Below are 21,924 nucleotides of genomic sequence, written 5' to 3' on the forward strand. Positions count from 1 at the left end.
GGTATGCGAGTTCTGACCCTCGCGGCGGCCGCAGTCGTCGCGCTGTTGGGGGCGGTTCCCGCGTCCGCCGATCCGGGCGCCGCAGGGGCAACCGCGCCGTCCTACCCGCCGCCGTTCGTCGACCATGTTTTTTGGACCCAGTGGTCCCAGCGGAATCATCTGCCTAGCCTGCGGGTGTATCCGACGGCGTCCGGGCGTGCGGCCGCCAGGCAACTCGGTTCGGCGGGGCCTGACGCCGACGAGGCCTGGTCCGAGGTGCTCGCGCTGGCTCCGGATGCCGACACCCCCGGCATGCGCGAGCAGTTCCTGTGCCATTGGGAGTTGGCCGAAGTTCTCCAACCCGGCAAGGCCAGCTGGAATCTCGAGCCGTGGCGGCCGGTCGTCGACGCCACCACGATGATCGGCTCCGGATGCAACCCCGGCGGTTCCGAAGAGGGCTTCTGATGCCGGGCCGAGCAACCCGCGAGCAAGTAGCGGCCCTCGTCGACCACACCCTGCTCAAGCCCGAGGCCACTGCCGCTGAGGTGGCCGCGGTCGCCGCCGAAGCCGCAGCACTGGGCGTCTACGCCGTCTGCGTCTCGCCGTCGATGGTGCCCAACGCGAACACCGCGGGAGTGCGGGTCGCCGCGGTGGCGGGCTTCCCGTCCGGTAAGCACCTACCCGAGATGAAGGCACGGGAGGCGGCGCTGGCCGTGGCATCCGGGGCTAGTGAGATCGACATGGTCATCGACATCGGCGCCGCGGTTGCCGGTGACGTCGACGCGGTGCGATCAGAGATCGCGGCGGTGCGGGCCGCGATACCCAGCGCCGTGCTCAAGGTGATCGTCGAGTCGGCGGCGCTGCTGACACTGGCCGACGAACAAACCCTGGCCGACGTCTGTCGCGCCGCCGAAGACTCCGGCGCGGATTTCGTGAAGACCTCGACGGGTTTTCATCCGGCCGGTGGGGCGTCGGTGGCCGCTGTCGCGCTGATGGCCGACGCCGTCGGCGGACGGCTGGGGGTCAAGGCCAGCGGCGGGATCCGCACTGCCGCCGATGCGCTGGCGATGCTTGACGCTGGCGCCACCCGGCTAGGGCTGTCGGGCACCCGCGCGGTCCTCGACGGTCTGGACTGAGGCCGACTGCCCGGCTCCTCAGCGGGCCGCTTCGCGGTCCCGCATCGTCGACCGGGCTGAGGCCGCCGTCAGAGGTTGGCGAAACAGGGATCCTGACTGCCGCCGGCGGGGATGGTGGCGTTGCTGGACGAGAAGCTGCCCTCGACCCCGGTGCTGGTGACCTTCACGCTGTCGGCGTGAATGCCCAGTGGATAGTTCTGGGTCGCTTTCGACGTGAGGTCGTCCAAGTCCTTTTGCACCGTAGTCGTGGACATCTTGGAACCGAGTGCAGTCAGGCTGACTATTTGCAGCGACAGCCCGTTGTTGACGATCTGCGGCTTGACGGTGGCGCTGTCGAACGTCCCCTTCAGCGAAACGGTGCCGTCACCGGGATTGGTGCTGACGTCGCCGGTGACAAACTCGCCCAGCACCGGGATGGCGTCCTGGATCGACTGCTTGATGCCATCCGCGGACCAGGTGATGGTGCCGTTCAGCGACCCGATCGTGCCCTGAGAGTTGTTGGTGTTGTTGAGTTTTACGTCCCGGATGTCCAGGCTCACCTTCATGCCTTTGGCCGACCGCACCTGATTGCCCGCGGTCTGCACGGAGATGTCGGTGTAGTGACGGGTGAGGTATTGCCACAGCACCGGCGGGCTTCCGGCGAAGGACACGCTGGCGCCGTCCTGCACCTCGCACCGCACCGCGCTTGCCACCTTGCTGCTCGCCAGATGGCGGGTGTAGAGCTCGGCGCCGATCGCACCAGCGAGGACCAGCAGCACCACGATCACCAGAATCAACAGGATCGCCGTCCGGTTACCGAAGAACCCGGGCTTGCCGGCTATCGGCGCGTCGTTGGACGGCGGCGGCGTGGCTATCCGAGTGGTGGTGGTGTGTTCGTGTGGATGCGGAGGCGGCGGACCGGGCTGACGCGGCTGCGCATTGGGCGGCAGACCAGGTTGTTGTGGCGGCCGATTCGGCGGCCCGGGCTGCTGTGGCCGGGGGACGTCACGGATGCCTGGATCCGGCGTGCGGCCGCCGTGGCGGATCTGGCGAGTCGGATATTCCGACGGTGGCGGTGGCTGACGGCGTGGCGGTACGCCGCGGTTGGGGGGTCCGGCCGGCCTGCGTGGACCGGCGCCTTCCGACGGGTCACCGCCCGAGGGCCCTCGCGGATTCACCATCAGTGCGATCGTTCCTTAAACATGGGCGAAGCAGGGATCGGTCTGGGCGGCCGGGATCGAAGCGTCGCGCGTCGAAAAGCGCGCCACCACACCGCCATTGGTGACATTCACGCTGTCGGCGTGAATGCCGAGCGGATAGTCTTTGGCCAGGTTCGACGTGAAGGTGTCCAGCGCCGCTTGAGCGGTCTCGTGCGGCACCGTGGCGCCCATCGCGGTGACGTTGACAACCTCCAGCGACAACCCGCTGCCGGCGATCTGCGGCTTGACGGTCACACTGCCCAGGCCCAGCGCGCCGCTGAGTTCGATGGTGCCGGCACCGGGGTTGGTGCTGACGCTGTTGACCAGGCCACCCACGAACGGAACGGAACCCTGCACGGTTTCCTTGATGCCGTCCGATGTCCAGGTGATGGTGGCATCCAGTTCGCCGATGGTGCCCTTCGAGTCGCCGCTGCCGTGCAGGTCGACGTTGTTGATGTTGATGTCAGCCGTCATGCCTTTGGCGTCGCGGAGCTGGTGCCCCGCGGTGTGGATGGAGATGTCGCGGTAGTGACCGGCGAAGTGTTGCAACAGGAACGGGCTGGGGCCGAAGGACACTTTGGCCTGGTCCTGCACCACGCATTCGGTGGCCGCGGCCACGACCTTGTTGGCGCGGTTGCGCGCATACAGCTCGCCTCCGATCAAGCCGGCGACGGCTAAGGCGGCCACGATGACCAGGATCAGGATGATCGACACCGGGTCGCCGATGAAGCGGCGTTTGGTTTTCACGGGAGCTGGCGGGTCCTGCGACGGTGGCTGGCCGTACGGCGACGCAGCCGGGTATTCCTGTGTGGGTAACGGCAGGGTCTGCTGCGGCGCCTGCGCCGGTGGTTCATACGCGTGATCAAAATGCGGCCCGCCGTGACTCGGAGCGGTCTGTGTGGTTGGCGATCCGGCCTGCGGCGCCGGCCGAGTAGACGGGCTCTGGCTGCCCGGACGAGCCCATATCGACGGGTCCTGGTGCGGAGGTCCCTGCGGATTCGTCACCTGGGCGATTCTGCCTTATCAGCATGAGCGAACGCTGAGTGGTTGCGCAGCACCGCGATCGTCTCGCGTGCCTTCGCCACCCGATCGAGGTCGATAACGGTGACCAGCAACTGCGGGTCGGCTCCCGCCGACGCCACGACGTCGCCGAAGGGCGAAACCACCAGGCTGCCGCCCACCCCGGTCGGCGCGCTCGAGGCTAGTGGCTCACCCGGATCGGCCTGCCCGGCCGCGGCGATGTAGCTGGTGGAGTCCAGTGCCCGCGCGCGGGCCAGCAGCGTCCACTGCTCCAGCTTCCCGGGGCCCGCAGCCCACGACGCGCTGACGGTGATCAGCTGGGCGCCGCGGCGCGCCAGCGTGGTGAAGAGCTCGGGGAAGCGGATGTCGTAGCAGGTGGTCAACCCCACCCCGACGCCGTCGACGGTGATTACCACCGGCTCGCGGCCCGGTGCGACCGTGCGTGACTCGGTGAAGCCGAACGCGTCGTAGAGGTGGATCTTGTGATAGTGGGTGTCCGGCTGATTAAGGTTGCCCGGACCCACTGGACCCACTGCCAGCAGCGTGTTAAGGACCCGCCCCCCTTCAGCCGGAGTGAACATGCCCACGATCACGGTGATGTCGGTATCGGCCGCGATCCGGCGTACGCCGTCGGCCCACGGGCCGTCGACCGGCTCGGCGATCGGTGCCAGCGGAACCCCGAACCGACACATGGTGGCTTCCGGGAACATCACCAACCGCGCGCCGGCGTCGGCGGCCCGCCCGGCGTAGTCCCGCACCAGCTGCAGGTTGTCGGCCGGGTCGGTGCCGCTGAGGATCTGCGCCACCGCAATCCGCATGACCGCCAGCCTAGGGGCGATCGCAAGCGCGGCGTCACTCCAGCGTGACGCTCGGCGATGAACGCCACTCCAGCGTGACGCTCGGGGAGCTGGGCGCGGGGTGATCGCACCGGATGCCAGAATTCACTGACCTAGCCGAAGAGAGGAACCATGACGGTGAACAACTGGGTATTCGGGAGCGTGGCGGGCCGATGATCGAGTTCACTCTCACGCGAACCACAACGGCGCCGATCGAGACAGTGTTCGACGCCCTCACTGACCACCGCGCGATCGCGGGCTACACGCGGGCGTGTCGTCGCAGCACGCTAGATCGCGAGGGAATCCCCGCGCCGAACGGTGTCGGCGCGGTCAGACGCCTCGAAGCGCTCGGACCCGCAATCGTCGAAGAGATCATCGAGTATCAGCGGCCCAACGGCTACGCGTACAAGTTGGTCTCCGGCGCGCCAGTCCGGGATCACGTTGGCACGATCGAGTTGCGCGAAGCCGGCACTGGAACCGCGGTCAGTTGGCACCTACGGTCTACGCCCAAGATCCCTGGTCTTGATCGGCTGTTATCACCGGTGCTGAAGAGGGTCATCGGCGAACTCTTCAACGGCGCCATCGACGCCGCAGAAGGCCGCGCCTGAGCGCGATCTTGCTAAGCGGGTTCGCCGATCCACGTGGTGGTGAAACGCTGCTCGGCGATCAGCAACTCGACGAGTTGGTTGCCGATGAAGTCCTCCAGCTTGCCGCCGACCAGCGGAATGCGCACCTCGACGGTCGCCCGGAGCTTCATCCGCGCGCCGCCAGTTTCCGCCACCGGCTCCAACACCGCGGTGCCGGTCAACGACGCCGGCGCATCGAGGATCGAGCCGGTGATGGTCGCGGTCGCCGAGCCGTTGGTCACCGGCTCCCATTTCTCCTCGCGGCGGATGCGCAGATCGCCGCGGTGGAATTGGGTGATTAAGCCCGGGAGCCGGTCACTGCGCAGCACCTGGGTGGTGATCACGTCGATACTGCCGTCAGTTCCGGATGGACCGCCAAGTTGCATCGAATCCAGCGTGGTGTCGTCGGCGCCCGAATCGGCGAGTCGGGCCAGCCAGTATTCCTCGTCGCTGAAGGCCCGGAGAACCTCTTCGACGGTGACCCCGTAATCGGTGGACATGTCGAACGAACGCGGCATAGCAGGTCAGGCTACCGTCAAGGCCCATGGGGCAAGGCGGTGTGGGAACACTTTTCGCCGGTGCGCGCGTCGACGAAGCGGTGCCGCTGGCGCCGCTGACCACCTTGCGGGTCGGTCCGGTCGCGCCGCGGGTCATCACCTGCACCAGCACCGAGCAGGTGGTCACCACGCTGCGCCAACTCGACAGCGAGGGTTGCCGGCCGCTGCTGGTGCTGGCCGGCGGCTCGAATCTGGTGATCGCCGACACGCTGGCGGATCTGACCGTAGTGCGACTGGCCGCCGCCAACATCAGCGTCGACGGCAACATTGTGCGGGCCGAGGCCGGGGCAGTGTGGGACGACGTGGTGGTCGCGGCTATCGCCGCGGGCCTGGGTGGGCTGGAGTGCCTGTCGGGCATCCCCGGCTCGGCGGGCGCGACCCCGGTGCAGAACGTCGGCGCGTATGGCGCCGAGGTGGCCGACACCATCACCCGGGTCCGGCTGTTGGACCGGCGCAGCGGCATAGTGCGCTGGGCGCCGCCCAGCGAAGTGGGGTTCGGGTATCGCACCAGCGTGCTCAAACACTCCGACGGGGCAATCGTTTTGGAGGTGGAGTTCGGGCTGGACGCGTCGGGTCGCAGCGCGCCGCTGCGCTACGCCGAATTGGTCACGGCGCTGGACGCGACGGCCGGGGAGCGCACGGATCCCGCGGCGGTCCGCCAGGCCGTGCTGGGGTTGCGCGCCCGGAAGGGCATGGTGCTCGACCCGGCCGACCACGACACCTGGAGCGTGGGCTCGTTCTTCACCAATCCGGTTGTCGCGCCGGACTTTTACCAGCAGCTCGCTGACAGCGTCGACCACCCGGTACCGCACTATCCCGCTCCCGACGGCGTCAAGCTGGCCGCCGGCTGGCTGGTTGAGCAAGCGGGGTTCGGCAAAGGCTATCCAGACGACCTGACCGCGCGGTGTCGGCTGTCCACCAAGCATGCGCTTGCTTTGACCAATCGCGGCGGAGCCAGCGCCGACGACGTGGTGGCGTTGGCGCGCACCGTGCGAGACGGAGTCCGTGATGTGTTTGGTGTCACACTGATACCCGAGCCGGTGCTGGTCGGCTGCGTTCTGTGACCAGCGCGTGCGCGAGTGGGGTCATTTTCGCCGGTATCTTGTTGTGTCGTGGACACAGCGCGCAGCCTCACGCCGGTCACCCGGCGCCGGGCCCTGACGACCCTGGCGGTCGGCGTCTTCGCGCCCAACGTGTTGGCCGCCTGCTTCGGCGGGTCGAGCAAACAATCGGAGAAGGCCAAGCCGCCGCCGGAAGCCAGTGTGACGTTCCGGCCGGCCGACAAAACCACCGATGTGCTGCCCACCACGGCGATCAGTGTCGAGGTCCGCGACGGCTGGTTCCAGCACGTCGCGTTGACCAATTCGTCCGGCAAAGTGGTTGCAGGCGCACTCAACCGGGACCGCACCATCTACTCCGTCAGCGAGCCGCTCGGCTACGACGCCACCTACACCTGGAGCGGATCGGTGGTCGGCCACGACGGCAAGGCGGTCCCGGTGAAGGGCAAGCTCACCACGGTCTCGCCCACCAAGGTGATCGATGGCGGGTTCCAGCTCGCCGACGGGCAGACCGTCGGGGTCGCGGCGCCGATCATCATCCAGTTCGACGCGCCGATCGCCGACAAGGCCGCCGTCGAGCGGGCGCTGAAGGTGACCACCGAGCCGCCCGTCGAGGGCAGTTGGGCGTGGCTGCCCGACGAAGTCGGGGGCGCCCGCGTGCACTGGCGCAGCCGCGAGTACTACCCGGCCGGCACCAAGGTCAACGTCGACGCCAAACTGTACGGGCTGGCGTTCGGTGACGGCGCATACGGCAAGCAGGACATGAGCCTGAGCTTCGACATCGGTCGCCGTCAGGTGGTCAAGGCCGAAGTCTCGTCACATCGCATCCAGGTGGTCCGCGACGAGGGCGTGATCATGGACTTCCCGTGCAGCTACGGCGAAGCCGACAAAGCCCGTAACGTCACGCGCAACGGCATCCACGTGGTCAGCGAGAAGTACTCCGACTTCTACATGTCCAACCCGGCCGCCGGCTACAACCACATCCACGAACGCTGGGCGGTGCGCATCTCCAACAACGGCGAGTTCATCCACGCCAACCCGTCCAGCGCCGGCGCCCAGGGCAACACCAACGTCACCAACGGCTGCATCAACCTGTCGACGGGTGATGCGCAGCAGTACTTCGGCAGCGCGATCTACGGCGACCCGGTCGAGGTGACCGGCAGCACGATCGAGCTGTCCTACTCCGACGGCGACATCTGGGACTGGGCCGTCGACTGGGACACCTGGGTGGGCATGTCGGCGCTGCCGCCGCCCAGCGGAGCCAAGCCGTCGCCGGTGTCGATACCCCGCAGCGCCCCGGCCACCCCCCACGACGCGCCGACGTTGTCGGGCACCCCGACGACTAGCGCCCGACCCGGCGGGTAGTTGTGGCTTGATCGCGCGGCCGGATGACGATCTGGTCGATGTTGACGTGCGACGGCCGGGACGCCACAAATCCGATCACCTCGGCGATGTCGGCGGCCACCAGCGGCGTCATGCCCGCATAGACGGCGTCGGCGCGCGGCTGGTCACCGCCGAAGCGGACCAGTGAGAACTCGGTCTCGACCGCTCCGGGAGCAATCTCGGTGAGCCGCACCGGTTTTCCCAACAGTTCGCCACGAAGCGTGCGGTGCAGCGCGCCCTGCGCGTGTTTGGCCGAGGTGTAGCCGGCGCCGCCGTCATAAATCTCAATTGCCGCAACCGAGGTGACGGTGACGATCAGACCGTCGCCGGAGTCGATCAGTTTGGGCAGCAGCGCACGGGTCACCCGCAGGGTGCCCAGCACGTTGGTCTCCCACATCCACCGCCAGTGCTCCAGATCGGCGTCGGCGACCGGCTCCAGGCCCTTGGCGCCGCCGGCATTGTTGACCAGCACGTCGACCCGGCTCAGCCGGCCGGCCAGCGCGTCAACGGTCGCACCATCAGTGACGTCGGCCACAATCGCGGTTCCGCCGATCTCGGCGGCCAGCGCATTGATCCGGTCGGCCCGGCGTGCCACTGCCACCACGTGAAAGCCTTGCGCAGCAAGGGTTCTCGCGGTTGCCTCACCGATACCGGCGCTGGCGCCGGTGATCACTGCGACCCGTTGCTCAGCAGTTGTCATCTGAATAACTCTAATAAGCGTGCTAAATTCCTGGTGTGTACTCCAGTGCCTTGTTCGGCTACACGTCCGCGTGTCTGTTCGCGGACTGCGCGTGTTGTTGCCGCGCAGCTAGCCGCGCCTGAGCGAACCGCAAGCGCTCGCGACGGTGCGGTCCAAGACCGCCATCGGAACTCGGACAAGGACACCCCACGTGCGCTCAACCACTCTCACCTCCCACTCCCATAGTCATCCTGGCCAGTCGCAAGGCCGGAACGGCGCTCGATCACCCCGGCGGCACCGAGTCGTCGCGCCCTTGTTGCAGCTCTCCGACGCCGCCGCTTCGTCGGTCTTTCGAGCGGTGCGGCTCCGCGGCCCGATTGGCCGCGACGTCATCGCGCAGGTCACATCGCTGTCCATTGCGACGGTAAACCGCCAGGTCACAGCCCTACTGGACGCCGGCCTTCTCCGGGAACGCGCCGACCTGGCGATCTCCGGTGCGATCGGCCGTCCCCGGGTGCCGGTCGAGGTCAACCACGAGCCGTTCCTGACGCTGGGCATCCACATCGGGGCACGAACCACCAGCATCGTGGCCACCGACCTGTTCGGCCGCACCCTCGACGCCGTCGAGACCCCGACACCGCGAAGTGCCCAGGGTCCGGCCCTGGCCTCGCTGGCCGACGGCGCACGGCGGTACCTCAGGCGGTGGCACCGCCGGCGGGCGCTGTGGGTCGGGGTGGCAATCGGCGGCATCGTCGACGGCACCAGCGGGCACGTCGACCATGCCCGGCTGGGCTGGCGGGACGCGCCGGTCGGACCGGTGTTCGCCGAAGCGCTGGGCCTGCCGGTGTCGGTGGCATGCCACGTTGACGCGATGGCCGCGGCAGAACTGCTGCTCGGCATGCGGCGGTTCGCGCCCAACTCGACCAGCCTGTATGTCTACGCGCGCGAGACGGTGGGCTATGCACTGTCGATCGGCGGGCGGGTACACAGTCCGGCCAGCGGACCGGGCACCATCGCCAACCTGCCCGCGCAATCGGAGCTGCTCGGCGGTTCCGGGCTGTTGGAATCCACCGTCAGCGACGAGGCCGTGCTTGCCGCGGCGCGCCGGATGCGCATCCTGCCGGCCCGTAACGGCGGGTCCGGTGCCACCGTCACCGAGCTGCTGCGCGCGGCGCGCAGCGGCAACGAGCAGGCCCAAGAACTCCTCGCCGAGCGGGCCAGGGTGCTCGGTGAAGCGGTTGCGCTGCTACGCGACCTGCTCAATCCCGACGACCTGGTCGTCGGCGGGCAGGCGTTCACCGAATACCCGGAGGGCATGCAGCACGTGGAGGCGGCGTTCGCCGCACGCTCGGTGCTGCCACCGCGCGACATCCGGGTCACCGCCTTCAGCAACCGGGTACAGGAGGCCGGAGCCGGCATCGTGTCGCTGGCCGGGCTGTACGCCGATCCGCTCGGGGCCATGCGCCGTGCCCAACCGCCGGTAGTCGCGCTGCAGGTCGCCACCGAGACACCCGCCTGACCTGCGTCTTCGGAGGACGTCCGAGCAGTCCTGCAAAGATGACAATGTGGCCCCCACTGACTTATCTCGGCTGGACACCTCCGAGCTGACCGATCCGCGCCGGGTCGCGGTGCTGGCGGTGCACACCTCGCCGTTGGCCCAGCCGGGGATCGGGGACGCCGGTGGGATGAACGTCTACGTGCTGCAGAGCGCGCTGCATCTCGCTCGCCGGGGCGTGGAGGTGGAGATCTTCACCCGGGCCACCGCGTCCACCGATCCGCCTATCGTGCGGGTGGCACCCGGTGTTCTGGTGCGCAACGTGGTGGCCGGGCCTTTCGAAGGCCTGGACAAATACGATCTGCCGACTCAGCTGTGTGCGTTCGCCGCCGGAGTGCTGCGTGCCGAAGCCGCCCACGAACCCGGCTATTACGACATCGTGCACTCGCATTATTGGCTGTCCGGTCAGGTCGGCTGGCTGGCCCGCGACCGCTGGTCGGTGCCCTTGGTGCACACCGCGCACACGCTTGCCGCGGTGAAGAACGCCGCGCTGGCCGAAGGTGACACACCTGAGCCGCCGCTGCGCACGGTTGGCGAGCAGCAGGTTGTCGACGAAGCCGACCGGCTGATCGCCAACACCGAAGACGAAGCCAGACAACTGGTTTCGCTGTACCACGCCGACCCCGCCCGGATCGACGTCGCCCACCCCGGTGTCGACCTGGACGTGTTTCGGCCCGGTGACCGCCGCGCCGCCAGGGCCAGCTTGGGGCTACCGCCCGACGAGGATGTGGTGGCTTTCGTCGGGCGGATCCAACCGCTCAAGGGGCCCGACGTTTTGCTGCGCGCGGCCGCCAAACTGCAGCGGGTGCACGTCGTGGTCGCCGGCGGACCGTCGGGTAGCGGACGGGCCGCGCCGGACGGCCTTGTTCGACTCACCGACGAATTGGGTATCACCGCCCGGGTGACGTTCCTGCCGCCGCAGTCGCGGGAAGATTTGGTGCGACTGTTCCAGGCCGTCAACCTGGTCGCGGTGCCCAGCTATTCGGAGTCCTTCGGTCTGGTCGCCCTGGAGGCGCAGGCGTGCGGGACACCGGTGGTGGCGGCCGCGGTCGGCGGGTTGCCGGTGGCGGTGCGCGACGGGGTCAGCGGCACGCTGGTGGCCGGTCACGACGTCGACCGGTGGGCGGAGGCCATCGACGAGCTGTTCCGGCTCGGCGCCGGGCCGCGGGCCTGGGCGATGCGTCGCTCGGCGGTCCAGCACGCCGCGACGTTCTCATGGGACAACACCGTCGATGCGCTGCTGGCCAGCTACCGGCGTGCGATCAGCGGTTTCGCGGCCCGTCGCTCGGTGCGCGACCTGGCATCGGCGCGCCGAGGGCGGCGACGGCCATCGCGAAGGGAGGCGTGGGCATGACCTGCGCCGACGACGATGATGCCGGCGGAGCCGGGATCGAGGAGTGGCGCCAGTGACCTCAGCGGACGAGGATCGTGGGGCGGCGCCGGTGACGCACGTCCAGCAGCTCATCGAGGACACGCTCGACGCCAGCAACCTGACGTATTCACGGCATCCCGGCGCGCACGGCGGGTTGCCGGGACTGATCGTGGAGCTGCCCGGCGAACGCAGGCTCAAGACCAACACGATCCTGAGCATCGGCGAGCATTCGGTGCGCATCGAGGCGTTTGTGTGCCGCAGGCCCGACGAGAATCACGAGGGCGTTTACCGATTTCTGCTCAAACGCAACCGCCGCCTGTACGGCGTGGCCTACACGTTGGACAACGTCGGCGACATCTACCTAGTGGGTCGCAGGGCGTTGGCGTCGGTGGACGCCGCCGAGATCGACCGGGTGCTCGGGCAGGTGCTCGAAGCGGTGGATACCGACTTCAACACGTTGCTGGAGTTGGGTTTTCGGTCGTCGATCCAAAAGGAATGGGAGTGGCGGGTCTCTCGCGGTGAGTCGCTGAAGAACCTGCAAGCGTTCGCGCATCTCATCGACGAAGACGACGACGGCTAAGTCGCGACCGCGCGCAGGAACGCGTCGGCGAACACCACGCACGCATCGTTCAACTCAGGCAGCTCGACCTCGGGGATGTTATCGGCGGCCGGCCGAACCATGGTGTGGACGGCGATCGGCGCAAGCATCTGCTGGATGAGCAACGGCAGCGGCAGATCTCGGATACGACCGGCGGTAATTTCGCCAGCCAGCCACTGGCCCACGCCGGCGAGCATGCGTGGCACGTGGTATTGCATGAGGGCCTGCACCGCGGGTGAGGTCGGACGGGCCAGCCCTTCGGCGAGCATCGCCGGCGCCACCCGCGGTTCGCGGCTGAACGCCTCGGCCAGTACCCGGTAGATTCGATGCACGGTTTCGCTGAGCTCGGCATTCGCGTCAGAGACCGCCTCGTCGAGATCCAGGATCGGACCGTAGCGGTCAAAGACCTTGCGGAGCAACTCATCGCGGCCGCCGAATACCGCATACAAGCTGTGTACTGAGCAATCTGCTTGCGCTGCAACCGCTTCCAATGTCACGTCGGCCAGGCCGCGGTCGCTGATCAGCGACGCCGCCGCAAGCACCGCGCGTTCCCGAACCGGTGGCCGGCCACCCGGCTCCACCCCAGCGGCGCGCACGGCCTCGTCCAACGGCTGCCGGGAGCCATTCAACCGCCGGATCAGCGTGCTACGCGACATCCCGGCCTCACGCGCGATCGCGACCAAGGGTACATCGGCGACGTCCCTGCCGAGATTCTCAGCGGCTCGCAGGGCGGCCTCGACGACGTCGGCGGGGACGTCGCTCATCGTTGGCACAGACATGGTCGCTAGCGCCGATCATCGAGCGGGGCGACGTCGAACAGCAGAAATTCGTCGATGCCCACCGCACGCATCTCCAGTGATGCCAACGCCGGCAAGAGTTGCAGAGCCTCGCGTCCAACCCGGCGCGGCCGGGTGATCCGATATCGACGACCGGCTCGCGTCATCTCGCCACCGCCGGCGGCTACCAGGTTGAGCCCAAACGGGGCATTGTGGTCGTAGGCCAACCCGACCACCCACCCCTCGGGCGTGGCGTAGGCCTGCACCGGGGTGTCGTAGGACCGCCCGCTGCGTCTGCCCCTGTGGTGCAGTACGGCAAGGGGCGGTACGCGGCGAGTCAGTGGCAGGACAAGCGGGTTCAGCAGTCGCGGCAAGGCGGCCATCTGACGCGGAAATGCCATGAGCGTCAATCCTTTTCGTTGGCAGGCACCGGGATTTCCTGCGTCGCCCGGCGGGCGAACTGTGGAGCGTGTTCAGGTCTGATGCCGACCCCCATCACGTAAGCGGGGATCACCGACAGCTGCGGAAAGCGGGCAAGCACGCGCAGCAGCTTGTTGGGCGCGGGCGTCCGACCGGTTGTCATAGCGCGGTTCATGCCCGCGTGCAGGAAACGTTGCAAGGTCTGAATGGCCACCGTGGGCAGCTCGCGGCGGCGCTGCACCGCGGCCAGGTCTTTCTCGGTTACGCGATGGTCGCGAAGCGGTTGAGCGAGCAGCCTCGCCGCGGCCACGGCGTCCTGGACGGCCACATTGATGCCGACACCCCCGGCCGGCGACATGGCGTGCGCGGCGTCGCCGATGCACAGCAGCCCTTCCCGATACCAGCGCCGCAGCCGGTTCAGCCGGATTTCCAAAAGCTTGACGTCATCCATGGATTCGAGGCCGTTAACGGCGTCGGATAGTTCGGGTATGGCGGTGACGATGTCTCGGCGCAGCGCCTCGATGCCCCGGGCCCGCAGTTGGGCGTCAGCGCCTTTGCGGAGAAAGTAGCCGGTTTGCAGGCAGTCCTTGCGCGGAATGACGCCGAGGAACAAGCCGTCCTTGAACCGGGGCAGCAACGTGTCTCCGACACCTGCGGCCTTCGGAAGCCGAAACCACCAGACGTCGCCGTTGACCCGGTACTCCTTCGGGATGAGCCCGCTCTCGCGCCGGCACAGCGACCAGCGCCCGTCGCACGCGATCGTCAGGTCGGCCCGCAGTTCACCGGGCCCATCGCGGCTCTCATAGCGCACGCCGACGACCCGGTCCGCCTCGTACAGCAGCCCGGTGACGTCGTGGCTCATGCGCAGCGTGAACGTCGACTCCTTTCGCCCGGCGTCGGCCAGCAGGTCGAGCAGGTCCCATTGCGGCACCATGGCGATATAGCGGTGCGGCATGCGCAGCCGGGTGAAATCGATGATCGGCGCCTTACGGCCATCGGGCAGGTCTAGTCCCCATCCCTCGAGCCGCGTGTGCGGCAACGCGTTGAACTGTTCGTAGAGGCCGAGCTTATCCAGCAGCCGCAGTGTCGAGGGGTGCACCGTGTCGCCCCGGAAATCTCTGAGGAAGTCCGCATGCTTCTCCAGCACGGTGACTTCCACGCCGCCGCGGGCCAGCAACAAACCCGCCACCATGCCGGCAGGACCGCCGCCCACGATTAGGCATGTCGTCTTCTCGCTCATCGAATTCTCCTCACAGCTGAGTTTGATACTCGATTACGGCATAACTGTATACCTGTATCAACGCTGGACGGACGTAGTGTGACACACCTCACCGCGGATCGGTGCCGTGGCAGGCCCTCCGGCGAGGGTGAGAGACTTACCACCATGGGGAACGCGGTTGCCACGCTGGTGCTGCTCCGCCACGGCGAGAGCGAATGGAACGCGAGTAATCAGTTCACCGGCTGGGTCGACGTCGACCTGACCGCCAAGGGCCGTGGCGAGGCGGTGCGCAGTGGCGAGCTGATCGCCGAGCACAATCTGCTGCCGGACGTGGTCTACACCTCACTGCTGCGGCGGGCCATCACCAGCGCAAACCTGGCGCTGGACACCGCCGACCGGCTGTGGATCCCGGTGCGGCGCAGCTGGCGGCTCAACGAACGGCATTACGGCGCGCTGCAGGGTCTGGACAAGGCCGAGATCAAGGACCGCTACGGCGAGGAGCAGTTCATGGCGTGGCGGCGCAGCTACGACACCCCGCCGCCGCCGATCGAGGCGGGCAGCAAGTTCAGCCAGGACGCCGACCGCCGCTACGCCGACATCGGCGGCGGGCCGCTGACCGAATGCCTGGCCGACGTGGTGGCCCGGTTCTTGCCGTACTTCACCGACGTCATCGTGCCGGATCTGCGGGTCGGCAAGACGGTGCTGATCGCCGCGCACGGCAACTCGCTGCGCGCCCTGGTCAAGTACTTGGATGGGATGTCCGACGACGACGTCGTGAGCCTGAACATCCCCACCGGCATTCCGTTGCGCTACGACCTGGACGCCGACATGAAGCCAACGGTCATCGGCGGCGGCTATCTCGATCCGGAAGCCGCCGCCGCGGGCGCGGCGGCGGTGGCCAGCCAGGGCGCCCGATAGCCCCTCATTCCTGGCAAAAGGGAAAACGTGACGTGAACGGCCGTAGAACACCTGTCTCGTTGCGTGTGACATGTCCGATTTTGGCCTTGCGCTGCTGGGTTGGCGTTCACCGGATTTGTAGGATTTTTACGTGACCGTGTTCTCGGCCCTGTCACTGGCCGGGGTGTTGTTTCTCGTGGCATTGGCCGTCGGTGTCACCGCCGGCGCACGGCTGGCGCCCCGGGCCCTGGAGCGACGCCAGCGGGTGGCCGTCGAGGCGGCCGGGATCACCGTCGCGCAGATGTTGGACCGCATCGTTGCGCTGATGCCGCTGGGCACCGCCGTCGTGGACGGTCACCGCGACGTGGTCTATCACAACAGCCGGGCCAAAGAGCTCGGCTTGGTGCGCGAGCGTCAGCTCGACGACGAGGCCTGGAAGGCAGCGCGCAAGGCGCTGGCTGACGGCGCTGACGTCGAATTCGACCTACTGCCGGGCAAGCGGCTGGTACCGGGACGATCGGGCCTGTCGGTGCACGGTCAGGCCCGGCTGCTGAGCGAGGAGGACCGCCGGTTCGCCGTGGTCTTCGTCTACGACCACTCCGAATACGCGCGGATGGAGGCCACCAGGCGCGACTTCGTGGCCAACGTCAGCCATGAGCTCAAGACCCCCGTCGGCGCGATGGCCGTGCTCGCCGAGGCCCTGCTGGCATCCGCGGACGACCCCGAGACGGTGCGGCGGTTCGGGGAGAAGGTGCTGGTGGAGGCTAACCGGCTGGGCGGCATGGTCACCGAGCTGATCGAGCTGTCGCGGCTGCAGGGCGCCGAGCGGTTGCCCGACATGGGCGCCGTCGACGTCGATACCGTGGTGTCCGAAGCGATTTCACGCCACAAGGTGCCCGCCGACAACGCCGATATCACGGTCTGCACCGACGACCCGAGCGGCCTGCGGATGCACGGTGAACAGGCCCTGTTGGTCACTGCGCTGGCCAACCTGGTGTCCAACGCGATCGCATATTCGCCGCGCGGCTCGCTGGTGTCCATCAGCCGCCGTCGCCGCGGTGAGAACATCGAGATCGCCGTCACCGACCGGGGCATCGGGATCGCCCGCAAAGACCAGGAGCGGGTCTTTGAGCGGTTTTTCCGCGCCGACAAGGCGCGCTCGCGGGCCACCGGCGGCACCGGGTTGGGCCTTGCCATCGTCAAGCACGTCGCGGCCAATCACAACGGCACCATCGGGTTGTGGAGCCAGCTGGGAACCGGGTCGACGTTCACCCTGTCCATCCCGGCATATGACGTCGAGTGCGAACAACCGGACCGACCGCCCGAGCGCGAAATCCGGCCCAAGGTGCCCCAACGAGAGGAAGAAATACATCGATGACCCGAGCCCGTGACGATGCAGAGCGAAGCGATGAGGAGGAACGGCTCCGATGACCAGTGTGCCGATCATGGAGGAGTGGCGGTCGTGACCAGTGTGCTGATCGTGGAGGACGAAGAGTCGCTGGCTGATCCGCTGGCGTTTCTGCTCCGCAAAGAAGGCTTCGAGGCCACCGTGGTGACCGACGGCCCTTCTGCGCTGGCCGAGTTCGATCGGGCCGGCGCCGATATCGTGCTGCTCGATCTGATGCTGCCGGGGATGTCCGGTACCGATGTGTGCAAGCAGCTGCGAAGCCGTTCCAGCGTGCCGGTGATCATGGTGACCGCGCGTGACAGCGAGATCGACAAGGTCGTCGGCCTGGAGCTGGGCGCCGATGACTATGTGACCAAGCCGTATTCGGCGCGTGAGCTAATTGCCCGGATCCGGGCCGTGCTGCGCCGCCGCGGCGACGACGACTCCGAGATCGCCGACGGCGTGCTGGAATCCGGGCCGGTAAGAATGGACGTCGAACGCCACGTCGTCTCAGTTAACGGTGATCCGATCACGTTGCCGCTCAAGGAATTTGATTTACTCGAGTACCTGATGCGCAACAGCGGCCGGGTGCTGACTCGCGGGCAGCTGATCGATCGCGTCTGGGGCGCCGACTATGTCGGCGACACCAAGACACTCGACGTCCACGTCAAACGCCTGCGGTCCAAAATCGAAGCTGACCCCGCCAATCCGATACACCTGGTGACGGTCCGCGGCCTGGGCTACAAACTGGAGAGCTGACCTCGCCTGCCATTACCTAGCGGCCGAAGTGTTCGACGAGGACTACTTGCAGCTCTCCGACCAGGAAGCCGAGCACGGCGCCGACGGTGACCATGAGCATCTCGTCATCCTTGAAGACGGGTCGAAGGATGGCTTCGTACTGGTCCGGGGTCAGTTTGTTCATCTTCTCGACGATGAGGTTCTCGATGTCGAGGGTCTTTGCGGCGTAGTCCTTGGCTTCCTGCAGCGTTTCCGGTAGGCGCTCGAGGACCATCTGGACGATGGTCCCTTTCACGTCGCGGTAGCGCTTGGTGCCGATCGCGAGTGTGATCAGGGGCTTGGCGAACCCAGCCTGCGCGTCGAGCGCTGCGGACAGCTCCTTATCGACGGCTGCGAAGAGGCGTTCGGAGGTGGGGCCGTGCAGGATGGCTTCCAAGAGCACATCGGCGGAGAAGAGGTCGTTGGCCAGAATGTGAGCGTAGTCGCGGGTTACGTTGTTCCGCTGGGCGTGCAGCACGCCGTGTACCGGGATGAAACCCAGCAGCTTCTTCGGCTCGCGGGGGATGAAGATCAGGTTGAGGGCCAGCCAGTCGCTGGCGAAACCGGTGACGAACCCGAACCCGGGCATGATCCAGGGGTTGTGGAAGAAGCCCCAGGCGACCATCTGCACCAGGCCAATTGCGAAGCCGAAGTAAATGCCGCTGCGGCGGATGAACTTCATCGCCGCCCCGCCCAGGCCCTTCATCAGCTCGTTGAGCTGAGTCTTGTTCTTCACCAGGGTCGTAACGGCGAGGTACTGCAGGTCAACGAATCGTGACAGATCGGTTTTCATCTCCGCGAGCAGGTTGTTGACGACCCCGGGAGCCGCGGCGTGCACACGCGCCAGCACAGCGTTGCGGCCCGCCGCCGGCAGCGAGTCCCACAGGCCCTGGGCCGTTATCACCGGCGGAAGAGGCGCGGTTCTGGGCCGAGTCGCAGATCGCGGCGGAGCTTCAGACTTGCAAATCCACCGATGTGCCGGGCTCCCGCGACGAGGTCCGCCAGTACTTCGCGGACGTGCGCGACCGATTGTGTACGTCCGAACACGCTGACCGGGCAATGCGCTATCTGCTGTGGACGCCACGCAGCAAGGGCCTGAGGCTGTGGGGTGGCAGCCGTCTGATGGCCCCTGCGGCGATCGCGATGCTGCCGATGTGGATGCGCCACCTCGGCGGGTTCGATCAGCCCGCCGAGGTCGACGCCGCTATCGTTCCGACCGCGCGGATGGCCGTGCGTGCGATGTCGCTTGGCAATTCCAGGCCCATGCTCGCGGTCGCGCGCTGGCTCGTCCCGCACACCGCGGAGGTCTACGCGCAGCACCTCGCCGCAGGCACGCCCGCCGCTCCGCGCACCGTCACGCCCGCCGAGGCCCGAGAGACGCTGGCCTGCAGCTAGTCACGAGCGGCGACGGATAAGCCTCAGCGCCAGCGCTATTCAGCCGCACGCGTTGCCGGGTGGACCGCGATGAGCCCTAATGCGCTGCGCCGCCTGCACATTGCGGCCAGCTCTGAGTAGGCCTTTTCACCGAGCAGTTCGGTGAGCTCGGCCCCGAGGCTCACCCATACCTGCTCCGCGCCAACGTGGGCGGCCGGATCACCGGTGCAGTACCAGTGCAGGTCGGCGCCGCCGGCGCCCCAGCCGCGGCGGTCGTATTCGGTGACAGTCGTTTTCAGGATTTCCGTGCCGTCCGGGCGGGTCACCCATTCCTGGCTGCGCCGGATGGGCAACTGCCAGCAGACGTCGGGTTTCATCGTGTGCGGTGCCACACCGAGCCGCAGCGCTTTGGTGTGGAGCGCACAGCCCGGCCCGGAGTGGAACCCGGGCCGGTTCAAGAAGATGCATGCGCCCTTGTGTTTGCGGGTGCGGAACTGCTCTTCGCCCTCGTGCTCGTCGAGTTCGAGATAGCCCTTGCGGCTCAAGCCTTTTTCGCGGAACTGCCAATCCTCGTCGGTGAGCTTGGACACAGCGTCGTCCAGCCGGGCCCGGTCGTCGTCGTCGGACAAAAACGCCCCGTGCGAGCAACATCCGTCGTCGGGACGTCCTTCTACGGTGCCTTGGCAGGCCGGGGTGCCGAACACACACGTCCAGCGGGAGAGCAGCCAGGTCAGGTCCGCGGCAATCAGATGCTCGGGATTATCCGGGTCATAGAACTCCACCCATTCGCGGGCGAAGTCCAATTCGACTTCACCGGGATGGTTTGGCTGCGAATTTGCCACAGTTTGCACGGTAGACCAATCCAACGCTGCGACGGCTCACCCACTCCGGTTAATTCGCCCACCTCCTTCCCCGACCGCTACGCGGTCTGCATCGTCGCAGGGCGAGATGAATTGCCCGGCTCCTCCTCAGACCGCTACGCGGTCTGCATCGTCGCAGGGCGAGATGAATTGCCCGGCTCCTCCTCAGACCGCTACGCGGTCTGCATCGTCGCAGGGCTAAGTTGTGTTTCGTGCGATTAGGAGTGCTCGACGTCGGCAGCAACACGGTCAATCTGCTAGTGGTGGACGCCCGCCGCGGCGGACACCCGACGCCAATGAGCTCGACCAAGGCCACCTTGCGGCTGGCCGAGTCGATCGATAGCTCCGGCAAAATCACCCGGCGCGGTGCCGACAAGCTGATCGAGACGATCGACGAGTTCGAAAAAATCGCGGACAGCTCGGGCTGCGCCGAGCTGATGGCATTCGCGACTTCGGCGGTCCGCGACGCCAAGAACTCCGAGGACGTGCTGGCCCGGGTCCGCAAAGAGACCGGTGTCGACCTAAAGGTCCTGCGCGGTGTTGACGAGTCGCGGCTGACATTCCTGGCGGTACGTCGCTGGTATGGATGGAGCGCAGGCCGGATCATCAACCTAGACATCGGGGGCGGCTCGCTGGAGTTGTCCAACGGCGTCGACGAAGAACCCGAAGTCGCCTTGTCCCTGCCTTTGGGCGCCGGGCGGCTGACCCGCGAATGGCTCAACGACGACCCGCCCGGCCGGCGCCGGGTAGCGATGCTGCGCGACTGGCTCGACGCCGAGCTGGCCGAAGCCAGCGCCAAAATGCTCGACGCCGGCACGCCCGACCTTGCGGTGGCAACGTCGAAAACTTTCCGCTCACTGGCCCGGCTGACCGGTGCGGCGCCATCGGCCGCGGGACCGCGCGTGAAGAGGACGCTCACCGAGAATGGCCTCAGACAACTCATATCTTTCATCTCTAGGATGACGACCGCTGACCGTGCTGAACTGGAAGGAGTGAGCGCCGAGCGAGCGCCACAGATCGTGGCGGGGGCTTTGGTCGCAGAGGCAAGTATGCGAGCGCTGTCGATAGAAACGGTGGACATTTGTCCGTGGGCGCTACGAGAAGGCCTTATTTTGCGCAAACTCGATAGCGAAGCTGACGGAACTGCCCTCGTTGAGGTTTCTGTGCGGGATGCTGGTAGCCAGCGAGTTGATCGGAATGCAGTTGACCGATCGAGAGGCGACACACGATGACCGGATCACACGACAACACAAGACCCATCTCGGTCGCTGAGTTGCTGGCCAAAAACGGCACGATCGGTGCCCCGGTTCCCAACCGCCGTCGCCGTCGCCGCGGCAACTCCGACGCGGTGACCGTCGCCGAGCTGACCGGCGAGATCCCGGTCATCGACGAGGACATCGAACCCGACGCGACCGGCCACTCGGATCCGCAATCACATGCCCACCGCGCCAACGGATCTGCTCGGCTCGACGAGGTGGCTGACGATGAGTCCGCCCCCGCCGAAAAGCCGCCCTACTGGTCTGAACCCGAGCCGCGGTGGCCGGAATCCCCGCCGCCTCGACCGCGCGAATCACGGCCCGATTCGCGGGAATCGCGCCCCGAGCGCAGCCCACATCCGCTGCCGTCGCGCAACAACGTCCGGGTGGACGCCAGCCGTTCCGAGGGCGCGGAAGACCAGTCTGCGGACCGGTCCGGTGCCGAGGGGATGAACCCGGACCCGCTGGAGGACTACGCGGGGATGTCGGTGGACGTGATGGACACCGACGTGCGCGACGCCGAACTCGCGAACGAAGACTCCGCCTATGTGCGCTCATATTTGCGTTCGTCGGCTGGTCGGTCGCGCGGCAAGGACGCCGCTGATGACACCGACTACCGGGACGTCGCCGGCATCCACGACGAGGAGGACTCCCCGGAGGATGTCGCCGACGATCTCCACGATGGGGTCGAGGATTCCTCCGCGTGGTCCCGCGCCGAGAGCATGCGGCTCGGCGGAATGGTTGTGCTGCAGTCGATTCTGGCTGTTGGATTCGGTGCCGGGCTCTTCATCGCGTTCGACCAGCTGTGGCGGTGGAACAACATCGTGGCGCTGGTGCTGTCGGTGCTCGTCATCCTTGGCTTGGTGGTCGGCGTGCGGGTGGTCCGCAAAACCGAGGACATCGCCAGTACGTTGATCGGGGTGGCGGTGGGGGCGCTGGTCACGCTGGGGCCGTTAGCGTTGTTGCAATCCGGCTAGCCGC

At 67.1% G+C, this 21,924-nt stretch carries 24 protein-coding genes; 14 read left to right on the plus strand and 10 right to left on the minus strand.

Annotation, left to right across the window (positions count from 1 at the left end; translation table 11 throughout):
- The first annotated feature begins 3 nt into the window (after nucleotides 1–3).
- Together ACLQI9_RS27500 and deoC are read left to right on the plus strand one after the other, a co-directional pair.
- Nucleotides 4–444, plus strand: a complete 441-nt coding sequence (locus ACLQI9_RS27500; RefSeq protein ID WP_442385345.1) for a DUF2599 domain-containing protein — start codon at nucleotides 4–6, stop codon at nucleotides 442–444.
- Entirely contained in the window at nucleotides 444–1,115 is a 672-nt protein-coding gene (gene deoC, locus ACLQI9_RS27505; RefSeq protein WP_442385347.1) for a deoxyribose-phosphate aldolase, read from the plus strand. Before ACLQI9_RS27500 ends, deoC begins: the two co-directional genes overlap by 1 nt.
- A 68-nt stretch (nucleotides 1,116–1,183) precedes the next feature.
- On the opposite strand, the gene ACLQI9_RS27510 is transcribed toward deoC, so the two are convergent.
- Genes ACLQI9_RS27510 through ACLQI9_RS27520 form a run of 3 tightly spaced genes read right to left on the minus strand, consistent with a single transcriptional unit; the run spans nucleotide 1,184 to nucleotide 4,131 of the window.
- A complete protein-coding gene (locus tag ACLQI9_RS27510) occupies nucleotides 1,184–2,275 on the minus strand; it encodes an LmeA family phospholipid-binding protein (RefSeq protein ID WP_442385349.1) in 1,092 nt (363 codons plus the stop codon).
- A 15-nt stretch (nucleotides 2,276–2,290) separates the two neighbouring features.
- Nucleotides 2,291–3,298, minus strand: a complete 1,008-nt coding sequence (locus ACLQI9_RS27515) for an LmeA family phospholipid-binding protein (RefSeq protein WP_442385351.1) — start codon at nucleotides 3,296–3,298, stop codon at nucleotides 2,291–2,293.
- The gene (locus tag ACLQI9_RS27520) at nucleotides 3,295–4,131 is read right to left on the minus strand and encodes a carbon-nitrogen hydrolase family protein (RefSeq protein WP_442392436.1); all 837 of its coding nucleotides are present in this window, start codon (nucleotides 4,129–4,131) and stop codon (nucleotides 3,295–3,297) included. The genes ACLQI9_RS27515 and ACLQI9_RS27520 overlap by 4 nt, the downstream gene beginning before the upstream one ends.
- Nucleotides 4,132–4,244: 113 nt before the next feature.
- Here ACLQI9_RS27520 and ACLQI9_RS27525 point away from each other — a divergent pair, with 113 nt between their 5' ends.
- Nucleotides 4,245–4,757: an SRPBCC family protein gene (locus ACLQI9_RS27525; protein ID WP_442385355.1), complete on the plus strand. Its 513-nt coding sequence runs from the start codon at nucleotides 4,245–4,247 to the stop codon at nucleotides 4,755–4,757.
- An 11-nt stretch (nucleotides 4,758–4,768) separates the two neighbouring features.
- Here ACLQI9_RS27525 and ACLQI9_RS27530 read toward each other — a convergent pair whose 3' ends face one another.
- Nucleotides 4,769–5,293, minus strand: coding sequence for a DUF2505 domain-containing protein (locus tag ACLQI9_RS27530; RefSeq protein WP_442385357.1), 525 nt, complete (start codon nucleotides 5,291–5,293; stop codon nucleotides 4,769–4,771).
- A gap of 26 nt (nucleotides 5,294–5,319) precedes the next feature.
- Between ACLQI9_RS27530 and ACLQI9_RS27535 the strand changes: the two genes are divergently transcribed.
- Nucleotides 5,320–6,396 carry a UDP-N-acetylmuramate dehydrogenase gene (locus ACLQI9_RS27535; RefSeq protein ID WP_442385359.1) on the plus strand — a complete coding sequence of 359 codons (1,077 nt, stop codon included), beginning with the start codon at nucleotides 5,320–5,322 and terminating at the stop codon, nucleotides 6,394–6,396.
- 15 nt (nucleotides 6,397–6,411) lie between these two features.
- The gene (locus tag ACLQI9_RS27540; RefSeq protein WP_442385361.1) at nucleotides 6,412–7,755 is read left to right on the plus strand and encodes a L,D-transpeptidase; all 1,344 of its coding nucleotides are present in this window, start codon (nucleotides 6,412–6,414) and stop codon (nucleotides 7,753–7,755) included.
- On the opposite strand, the gene ACLQI9_RS27545 is transcribed toward ACLQI9_RS27540, so the two are convergent.
- Complete coding sequence (locus ACLQI9_RS27545) at nucleotides 7,733–8,473, minus strand: SDR family NAD(P)-dependent oxidoreductase (RefSeq protein ID WP_442385363.1); 741 nt, start codon at nucleotides 8,471–8,473, stop codon at nucleotides 7,733–7,735. The genes ACLQI9_RS27540 and ACLQI9_RS27545 overlap by 23 nt on opposite strands.
- Nucleotides 8,474–8,663: 190 nt before the next feature.
- Here ACLQI9_RS27545 and ACLQI9_RS27550 point away from each other — a divergent pair, with 190 nt between their 5' ends.
- From ACLQI9_RS27550 to ACLQI9_RS27560, 3 genes are all read left to right on the plus strand, one after another.
- A complete protein-coding gene (locus ACLQI9_RS27550) occupies nucleotides 8,664–9,971 on the plus strand; it encodes an ROK family protein (protein ID WP_442392437.1) in 1,308 nt (435 codons plus the stop codon).
- A 46-nt stretch (nucleotides 9,972–10,017) separates the two neighbouring features.
- Nucleotides 10,018–11,361 (plus strand): D-inositol-3-phosphate glycosyltransferase, encoded by a 1,344-nt coding sequence (mshA, locus tag ACLQI9_RS27555; protein WP_442392438.1) that lies wholly within the window; start codon nucleotides 10,018–10,020, stop codon nucleotides 11,359–11,361.
- An 88-nt stretch (nucleotides 11,362–11,449) separates the two neighbouring features.
- Nucleotides 11,450–11,959 carry a YbjN domain-containing protein gene (locus ACLQI9_RS27560; RefSeq protein ID WP_442392445.1) on the plus strand — a complete coding sequence of 170 codons (510 nt, stop codon included), beginning with the start codon at nucleotides 11,450–11,452 and terminating at the stop codon, nucleotides 11,957–11,959.
- Here the strand turns inward: ACLQI9_RS27560 and ACLQI9_RS27565 are convergent.
- From ACLQI9_RS27565 to ACLQI9_RS27575, 3 genes are read right to left on the minus strand one after another with little or no spacing between them, the layout of a single operon-like run.
- The gene (locus ACLQI9_RS27565; protein ID WP_442392439.1) at nucleotides 11,956–12,741 is read right to left on the minus strand and encodes a TetR/AcrR family transcriptional regulator; all 786 of its coding nucleotides are present in this window, start codon (nucleotides 12,739–12,741) and stop codon (nucleotides 11,956–11,958) included. The genes ACLQI9_RS27560 and ACLQI9_RS27565 overlap by 4 nt on opposite strands.
- Nucleotides 12,742–12,761: 20 nt before the next feature.
- A complete protein-coding gene (locus tag ACLQI9_RS27570) occupies nucleotides 12,762–13,154 on the minus strand; it encodes a nitroreductase family deazaflavin-dependent oxidoreductase (RefSeq protein WP_442392440.1) in 393 nt (130 codons plus the stop codon).
- 5 nt (nucleotides 13,155–13,159) lie between these two features.
- The gene (locus ACLQI9_RS27575; protein ID WP_442392441.1) at nucleotides 13,160–14,413 is read right to left on the minus strand and encodes an FAD-dependent oxidoreductase; all 1,254 of its coding nucleotides are present in this window, start codon (nucleotides 14,411–14,413) and stop codon (nucleotides 13,160–13,162) included.
- A 144-nt stretch (nucleotides 14,414–14,557) separates the two neighbouring features.
- On the opposite strand from ACLQI9_RS27575, the gene ACLQI9_RS27580 reads away from it, so the two are divergent.
- The 3 genes from ACLQI9_RS27580 (at nucleotide 14,558) to regX (ending at nucleotide 17,435) form a co-directional block, all read left to right on the plus strand.
- Nucleotides 14,558–15,310: a phosphoglyceromutase gene (locus ACLQI9_RS27580; RefSeq protein ID WP_442385377.1), complete on the plus strand. Its 753-nt coding sequence runs from the start codon at nucleotides 14,558–14,560 to the stop codon at nucleotides 15,308–15,310.
- Between the two features lie 130 nt (nucleotides 15,311–15,440).
- Nucleotides 15,441–16,667 carry a sensor histidine kinase gene (locus ACLQI9_RS27585; protein ID WP_442385379.1) on the plus strand — a complete coding sequence of 409 codons (1,227 nt, stop codon included), beginning with the start codon at nucleotides 15,441–15,443 and terminating at the stop codon, nucleotides 16,665–16,667.
- A gap of 84 nt (nucleotides 16,668–16,751) precedes the next feature.
- Nucleotides 16,752–17,435 (plus strand): two-component sensory transduction protein RegX, encoded by a 684-nt coding sequence (gene regX, locus ACLQI9_RS27590; RefSeq protein ID WP_442385381.1) that lies wholly within the window; start codon nucleotides 16,752–16,754, stop codon nucleotides 17,433–17,435.
- A gap of 16 nt (nucleotides 17,436–17,451) precedes the next feature.
- On the opposite strand, the gene ACLQI9_RS27595 is transcribed toward regX, so the two are convergent.
- On the minus strand, nucleotides 17,452–18,357 hold the full coding sequence (locus ACLQI9_RS27595; RefSeq protein ID WP_442385383.1) for a DUF445 domain-containing protein: 906 nt from the start codon (nucleotides 18,355–18,357) through the stop codon (nucleotides 17,452–17,454).
- A 35-nt stretch (nucleotides 18,358–18,392) separates the two neighbouring features.
- Between ACLQI9_RS27595 and ACLQI9_RS27600 the strand changes: the two genes are divergently transcribed.
- Nucleotides 18,393–18,848 carry an oxygenase MpaB family protein gene (locus tag ACLQI9_RS27600; protein WP_442385391.1) on the plus strand — a complete coding sequence of 152 codons (456 nt, stop codon included), beginning with the start codon at nucleotides 18,393–18,395 and terminating at the stop codon, nucleotides 18,846–18,848.
- Nucleotides 18,849–18,883: 35 nt separating this feature from the next.
- Here ACLQI9_RS27600 and ACLQI9_RS27605 read toward each other — a convergent pair whose 3' ends face one another.
- Entirely contained in the window at nucleotides 18,884–19,678 is a 795-nt protein-coding gene (locus ACLQI9_RS27605; RefSeq protein ID WP_442385385.1) for a hypothetical protein, read from the minus strand.
- A 221-nt stretch (nucleotides 19,679–19,899) separates the two neighbouring features.
- Between ACLQI9_RS27605 and ACLQI9_RS27610 the strand changes: the two genes are divergently transcribed.
- Nucleotides 19,900–20,919: a Ppx/GppA phosphatase family protein gene (locus ACLQI9_RS27610; RefSeq protein WP_442379676.1), complete on the plus strand. Its 1,020-nt coding sequence runs from the start codon at nucleotides 19,900–19,902 to the stop codon at nucleotides 20,917–20,919.
- Nucleotides 20,916–21,920 carry a hypothetical protein gene (locus tag ACLQI9_RS27615; RefSeq protein ID WP_442392442.1) on the plus strand — a complete coding sequence of 335 codons (1,005 nt, stop codon included), beginning with the start codon at nucleotides 20,916–20,918 and terminating at the stop codon, nucleotides 21,918–21,920. Before ACLQI9_RS27610 ends, ACLQI9_RS27615 begins: the two co-directional genes overlap by 4 nt.
- Nucleotides 21,921–21,924 lie beyond the last annotated feature (4 nt).

It is taken from the genome of Mycobacterium sp. (assembly GCF_052143115.1).
Taxonomy (GTDB): domain Bacteria; phylum Actinomycetota; class Actinomycetes; order Mycobacteriales; family Mycobacteriaceae; genus Mycobacterium.